At 68.4% G+C, this 6,721-nt stretch carries 5 protein-coding genes and 1 pseudogene; 3 read left to right on the plus strand and 3 right to left on the minus strand.

Going from position 1 to position 6,721, the window contains the following annotated elements:
* The 3 genes and pseudogenes from VTU_RS31820 to murI all read left to right on the plus strand — a co-directional run.
* Positions 1-193, plus strand: a pseudogene (locus VTU_RS31820) (IS3-like element ISAzo10 family transposase); the annotation flags it as partial.
* Between the two features lie 267 nt (positions 194-460).
* Complete coding sequence (locus VTU_RS0117415; protein WP_029554521.1) at positions 461-826, plus strand: ComEA family DNA-binding protein; 366 nt, start codon at positions 461-463, stop codon at positions 824-826.
* Between the two features lie 56 nt (positions 827-882).
* Complete coding sequence (gene murI / locus VTU_RS0117420) at positions 883-1,812, plus strand: glutamate racemase (protein ID WP_201766158.1); 930 nt, start codon at positions 883-885, stop codon at positions 1,810-1,812.
* A gap of 36 nt (positions 1,813-1,848) precedes the next feature.
* On the opposite strand, the gene VTU_RS0117425 is transcribed toward murI, so the two are convergent.
* The 3 genes from VTU_RS0117425 to VTU_RS27910 form a co-directional block, all read right to left on the minus strand.
* Complete coding sequence (locus tag VTU_RS0117425) at positions 1,849-2,493, minus strand: DUF6806 family protein (RefSeq protein ID WP_010106530.1); 645 nt, start codon at positions 2,491-2,493, stop codon at positions 1,849-1,851.
* Positions 2,494-2,698: 205 nt separating this feature from the next.
* Positions 2,699-3,877: a Wadjet anti-phage system protein JetD domain-containing protein gene (locus tag VTU_RS0117430; RefSeq protein ID WP_010106532.1), complete on the minus strand. Its 1,179-nt coding sequence runs from the start codon at positions 3,875-3,877 to the stop codon at positions 2,699-2,701.
* Positions 3,878-3,888: 11 nt separating this feature from the next.
* The coding region (locus VTU_RS27910; RefSeq protein ID WP_010106534.1) for an SbcC/MukB-like Walker B domain-containing protein at positions 3,889-6,721 on the minus strand (2,833 nt) is incomplete at its 5' end.

Raw genomic sequence — 6,721 nt, forward strand, 5'->3', positions numbered from 1 at the left:
CAGCCATGCCTTGAGCCCGCACGAGCGGGCCCAACTGCTGGCTGTGGCCAACGAACCGCGCTTTGCAGACATGCCCCCGGCACGCATCGTGCCCATGCTCGCCGACGAAGGCGTCTACTTGGCCAGCGAGTCCAGCTTCGCGCGGGTGCTGCGCGCGCATGGTCAGAACACCCACCGGGGCCGCGCCAAGGCGGTGCACGCCAAGGTAGTTGTCGCCTCATGCACGCAGCCGACCCCCGTGCCGCACGCAGGGTCGCTACAATGCCCGCCGGAGCCTGGACAGCTGAAGGTCGATGCGTCAGCCTCAGTTCCCTGCCGACCGGGCAGTGTCCGGTTTGCCACCTGACCCGCCGCTGCGCCATGCTCCCGCGCAATACTGGCAGGGTGGCCGGTGACGTGAGCACACGGCCGGTCCGTTGCCAGAACTTGTGATCTGCAACCCAAGCGAAAGGAATCCACCGTGTTGAAAAAGATACTGCTCGTCATCACCATGCTGTACGCCGCCGCGGCGTTTGCCGCAGCGGACGTGAACAAATCTTCCGCAGCCGAACTGGAGGGAATCAAGGGAATCGGTCCGAGCCTCTCGGAAAAGATCGTCGAGGAACGCAAGAGCGGCGAGTTCAAGGACTGGGGCGATTTCGTCAAGCGCGTGGGCGGCGTCGGGGGAAAGACCGCCGCCAAGTTCTCTGACGAGGGCCTGACCGTGAACGGCAAGAAGTTCAAGGCCGATGCAAAGGACGCCAAACCCGCGGGCGCCAACGCGGATGAAAAGGCCTCCAAGAAAAAGGCTGCGTCCCCCAAGGCCGCGGCCAGCGCCACCAAATAAGCAAGAAAACGCTGCGCTGGCGGGTGACGAAACCGCGTGCAAGCTTGCCCGATCGCTTGAACCCGGCATTCGTCACCCCCGCGCAGCCCCGCGCGGCTTCGCCCCTGCAACCGATTGGCGTGTTCGACAGCGGCGTGGGCGGTCTGAGCGTGCTGCGGGCGTTGCGCGCCGCCCTGCCGCACGAACGCTTCGTTTACTTGGCCGATAGCGCCAACGCACCTTACGGCGAGCGGGGTGATGCCTACGTGAGCGCGCGCGTGCATGCCATCGCGCACTACCTGCGCGAATGCCAGCACGTCAAGGCGCTGGTGGTGGCCTGCAATACCGCCACGGCGGCGGCGATCCATGAAATGCGCAGCATGCACCCGGACCTGCCGCTGGTCGGCCTGGAGCCCGCCGTGAAACCCGCAATCGCGCTCACGCGCACGGGCCATGTGGGCGTCATCGGCACCCGGGGAACGCTCGGCAGCGCCAAGTTCCGCAGGCTGCTCGCGTCGCTTGCCGACCAGGCGCACTTCGTTCTGCAACCATGCGACGGCTTGGCCCATGCCATCGAGCGCAGCGTAGTTCAGCCACCGGACGCGGCCGCTGAATCCAGCGGGACCGGCGCCCTGTGCGCGCGCTACATCCACGCCATGCCAGCCTTCGGCAAGGCCCCCGGGCAGATCGACACCCTGGTGCTGGGCTGCACGCACTACATCTTCGCGGCCCATGAGCTGCGGGCACTGCTCGGGCCCGACGTGCGCTTCGTCGAGGCCGGCGCGCCCGTGGCACGCCAGACCGGGAAATTGCTGGAGGCTGCGGGCCTGCTGCATCCACCGCCGGGCGGGGCGGGCAGTGGCCAGGCAGCTCAGGAAAAGGACGCCTGCGCAGACGCCCTCCCCATGCGCCTGCTGAGCACCGGCCCGGCGCATGCGTTGCAGGCTGCGGCGCAGCGCTGGCTGGACTTTCCTGCCAGCTGCTGCGAAACGGTCTGCGTGCCCTGATTCCCCTTCTCCGGGGCGGCCGGCGCGTTCAGTGCATCAGTGCAGATGGCGCGGGCGGCGCCCTCCTGCGCCGCCATGGCCGGTTCCGGAGCCGCCGGAGCCGCGCGGCGACTTACCGATCTCGAGCGAGTTTGTCAACTCGTCAAACCGCTGGCTGAACAGCTTGTCGATCTCGGCCACCACGCCGCCGAGTTCGGCTCCGTCAAAGTGGCGCTCCATCATGTTCACTACGTCCTGCACCAGCAGATCACGCTGCACCTGCATGATGGCCGCAGGCGTGGGGCCGACGAACAGCATGATGAAGTCATCACGCGATTCGACGTCGTCGTCCTCATCGGCGGCGTCGTCGTCTTCATCGAAATCGGCGTCGTAGAACGTGACCTCGATGGCTGCGCCCTGCTCGGCCAACTCGTTGAGGGCCATGCACATCTCATCGAGCGACTGGCGAAAGTCTTCGTCGCCGCGCACCGTCCAGCAGATCTGCAGCAGGTGTTCCTGGGAGTCGAACCGGATGCCGGGCTCTTCCTCGTAGGCACTGGCGGCGCCGTCGGCCAGCGAGCGGGCTCCGGCGTACTGCCACAGGGGTTTGAGCGCATCCTGGATCTGGTCGAGACTCGCATCGGCGCGCAGGGGGACCTGTCCGTGGACGTGGATTTCAAAGGGAGCGTTGTAGCTTGGCATGGTGGGATCGTACTGGTTCCCCGGAGCGGGGTCGGATTGCCGCGTGTTTATTGGTTTTGGGGCCGATCTTGGATCTTGGGGGGCGGAGCTCTCTTTGCAGGCGTTTTCTTGGGCCGCCACGATAACCCGATTTTCTCATGTGGCCCATTGGCGCAATACAAAGAAACAAAAATCGTATTTTTCACGGGGTCTGCTGGCGCCTTGCTCAGGCTGCCGCATCGGGGTCGAAGGCTTCCTGGTCGATGAAGCGGCCATGCCGGCGCATCAGCGGCAGGAGGTACGCGTCGGCGTGGCAGCAGCCGGTCTGCCCGGGGTCGGTCTGCAATTCCTTTCCGGCGTGCGCCGGCAGGTGGCCGCCGCCGCGCTCGAGCAACCCGGCCAATGCGCCGTAGCCCTGCGCCCAGGCCTGCGCGTGCGGGAACACGTCGCGCAGGCTGGCCAGGATCTGCATGCCGGCGTAGTCGAGGTCGCCGAAGAAGCGCACGGGCCGGGCGGCGTCGGCGAACAGCCATTCCTCGACCTGCTGGACGCCCGCCGTGGTTGCCGTGGCTGCGGTCGGCGTGCGCACATACGGCCTGCAGCCTGCGCGCGAACGCAGACGCCTGGCGCTGCCCTTGAACCCCGCGGCGTAGACGAGCAGGCTGGCGGCCCATGCCGGAGCGCGCCCCTCGGCCATGCGTTCGAAGGTGACCAGGTTCTCGATGAACAGCACCTCGCCGAAGGGGCGGTCCACGTCGGGCAGTGCCACGAGAAGCTGGATCGGCGCTTCCTGGAACTGTCCAGGCGCCGCGCCCATCAAGCGCAGCAGTTCCTCGCGGCTGTCCAGCACCTTGGAGCGCCCCTGGAAGACCTGCGCCGAGGCCTCGCGCAGCGGGAGTGTCCTGCCGGACAGGCACAGCGCGCGCAAGGCGTCGAGGCTGCGCGTCGCCTCCGCCAACGGCAAATCCTCGACGCAGGCCAGCGGGCTGCGGGCCAGGTAGTCGAGCACGGCCTGTGGCTCGCACGGGACGAGCGATCCGGGCGCGGCCCAATGCGCGGCCAAGTGTTCCAGCCACTGCCTTTGCCAGCGCAGGGCCTGCGGCCGGTAGCCGGCCCAGGCGGCGAGCGCATCGAAATCGCGCAGTTCGAGCCGCGGGTTGCGCTCGGTGAACGCGGCGAAATCCCGCGGCGGGTTCAGCAGCAGCGCCACCCAGCCGGTGGCACACAGATCGTCGAGCAGCATCAGCCACCGTTGCAGTTGCTCCGCGTCGGTTTGCGCGTACAGCTCGGGTGCGCATTTGCGATCCAGCGGCAGGCGCACCCGTGCGGGGCTGCCCGAGCGCTCGGCCCTTTGCAGCAAGGCCTTCGCGAGCCGTTGCAGGAAGGGGTGGGCAGGCAAGGGCATGGGGTCAGGGGTCAGCCCGTGGCCTGCGTGTCCGGCGCCGCCTCTGGCGGCATGTCCCCGGGGGCCTGGTGCTGCGCTGCGTGCACGGCCCGCGCGGCCTCGCGTGCCTGCGCGGCGTGGGCGTCCCACAGCTGGGCCAGTGCCTGCCGGTTGAGCGTCTTCTCCTGTGCCTCGCTGATGAATAGTTCCCGCCCATCGCGGCGGGCCATGACCTTGGAGAAGGTGAACTCCTTGTCGAACTCGGGTTTCACGGCGCCCGACTTCGAGGTGGGCATGGCGACCACGAGTTGCAGGCCCAGCGTCTGCGACAGAAAGCGCAGCACGCTGCGCGAACGCGATTCGTCCATCTTGGAGAAGGCTTCGTCGCTGAGCATCAGCCGCAGCGCGGGGGCCTCGCGCCGCTCGCGGCCGAAATGCCCCAAGGCGTGCGCGAGCACGGCCGAGCGCACGACGTAGAACGGCGTCTCCAGTTCGCCGCCCGATCCGGTTCCCCAGGTGGACAGCCGGGTCTGCCCGACCGGGCTGCTGCGCACGATGTCGTAGCGCCGGTAGTTGCGGTAGTCGGCCAGTTCCCTGAGCGCGCGTTCGCTCGCGCCCTGGTCGTTGGCCAGCAGCAGCCGGCGGATGTCCTCGGCGCTGGCGCGCTGTTCGTCGCTCAGCTGCGGCGCCGCGAAGATCGATCCGCGTTCGCGCTCCAGCCCTTCGACGACGCCCTCGACCGCCTCGAAGAATTCGTAGACCTTCTGCATGCGGGGGATCCAGCTCCATTCGAGCTTGAAGCTGTCGTTGCCGAACCGGATGTCTTGCAGGTAGCGATTGAGCCGTTGCAGCGTGACGGCGCCCTGCTTCACGTCGTCGCGCAGCTTGAAGCAGAAACTGCTGGTGAAGACATGGTTGAAGCTGGCCTCGGCTTCGTGCAGCGATTTGGCGTTCTCGGCCAGACCGATGGCGCGCTGGCGCTGCGTCTGCTCGGCGATGGCGCGCTGGGTCTGCGCGACCAGGGGCAGCAGTTCGTCCAGGCGATCGACGCTGCGTGGCGGGTCGGTCCAGGCGAAGCGCTCGGCGTCGTCGCGTGCGCCCGAGAGGTAGCTTCCTACGGCCTGCGCCAACTCGCGCAGCGTGCGCGGCAGGTTCTCGCGCAGGGCCAGGGCGCGGTGGCGCAGGGCGTCGAGGGTGATTTCGGCGTCCTCGGCCATGCCCTCGGCCTGCGCGAGCAACTGCGCCTGCGTGGCCAGTTCGGGAACGGCGCGGGCAAAGCGGGACGCCCAGACGCTGGCGTTGCTGCAGGCGCTGTCGAGTTCGGGCAGGCGGGCCCCGAGTTCGGCCTCGCGCCGGCGCAGGCTGCCCAACGCGGATTTGCCCGCGCCGACTTGCTCGCGCTCTTCGCTGTGCTGGATTCTGACGGCTTCGATGCGCTGCTTCAGATGGGTCTGTTCTGCGAGCAACTCGTCGATCGACGACAGGTCCAGTGCCTTCAGCGCCTGTTCGGCGTTGGCGTGCTGCACCTGGCTTTCGAGCACTGCGAGCAGCAGGGGCGCGAGTGGCGTGAACGCTGCCCCGTGGAACATGCGGGCGATGGCATGGAGGGATTGGCGCAGTGCCTTGAGGTCCTGGGTCGCGCGCGCGAGCCGCGCCAGCTCATCCTCGCACCACTGCCTGCGCCGCTCGCGGGCGGCTGCGCCAAGGCTCAGTTCGTCGTCGCGCGCCCGGCAGGCGAACATGCCGTAGCCACGGCTGCCCAGCCCTTGTTCCATCAGGCCCTGCGGCGTGCGGGCCAACTCTTCCTCGCTGTCCACCTTGCGCACGCGCCCGTACTGCGCCATCAGGAAGGCGTTGGCCACGGGGTGCTCGCACACCAGCTCGTGCAGCACCGCGCGCGCCTCGAGCTGCCGGCCCTCGGTGTCTTCCATGGCCTTGCGCCCCTGCACGACCTTGGGCGAGCGCACGGGGTAGCGCTGCCTGACCAGGCGCGCGCAGCGCGCCTCGAATCCGGCCTCGACGATGAGCGCAAAGCGGTCGCCCCCCATGTAGCCCTCGATGGCGTTTTGCCAGCGCGTACCGGGACGCGGCTCGACCAACTGCGCGAGCAGGTGCGGGTGGGCCTGCGGCAGTTCCTGCTCGATCAGCGCCACGGCGGCCGTGGCCTCGCGCGCTGCGGGCAACCCCAGGCCGCGCCCCGCTTGCAGCACGCGCAGTTCGGCGTCGAGCTGCCCGGCGTCGTCGGCGATCGATTGCAGGCGCATCCCCACGTCGGCCAGCGCCTGCACCACGGCGCCTTGTACCGACCCTTCGCCTTCGTGGACGCTGCGCTGCAAGCTGGCCAGATGCGCATCGAAGGTTTCCAGTTCCAAGGCGGGCAGTTCGACGTCGAGTCGGGCTTCGCGCGCGTAGGCCCTGGCCATCACCGGCCAGGGCCCGAGCACGGCCGTGGCCGCCGGGCGCAGAAGTTCCACGGCAGCGGCCAGCGCCGGCACGGCGGACAGGTCCAGCGCCAGCAGCTGTTCGAGCTGCTCTGCCATGCCGCCGATTCCGCGTGCCGCCTCTTGCACGTGCGCCCAGTGCAGGCGGAACTGGTCGGCCTGCAACTGAATCTGGTTGTCCAGCATGGCCTTCTCGCGCGCCACGTCGCTGTCTTCCAGGCGCTTTTCGACCAGCTTCAGCTGCTCGCGCAACTGCGTTTCCTGCGCCTCCAGAGACGCCAGCTTCTCCTGCAACTGCGCTTGCCGTTTGTCCTGCACGGCAATCTGGCGCTGCACCGAGGCCAGTTCGCTCCGGGTATCGCTGCGCGCGCGCAAGGCGTGGGCAATGGTGCTGAGGACGAAACGGCGCGTCTCGTCGAGCGCG

Origin of the sequence: Verminephrobacter aporrectodeae subsp. tuberculatae At4 (assembly GCF_000193225.1) — a bacterium.
In the GTDB taxonomy this organism is placed as follows: Bacteria; Pseudomonadota; Gammaproteobacteria; order Burkholderiales; family Burkholderiaceae_C; genus Acidovorax; species Acidovorax aporrectodeae.

Excerpts from the sequence above, each read along its gene's own strand:
- VTU_RS0117425 (WP_010106530.1), bottom strand. The coding sequence starts at position 2,493 with ATGCCAAGCTACAACGCTCCCTTTGAAATCCACGTCCACGGACAGGTC.
- VTU_RS0117430 (WP_010106532.1), bottom strand. The coding sequence starts at position 3,877 with ATGCCCTTGCCTGCCCACCCCTTCCTGCAACGGCTCGCGAAGGCCTTG.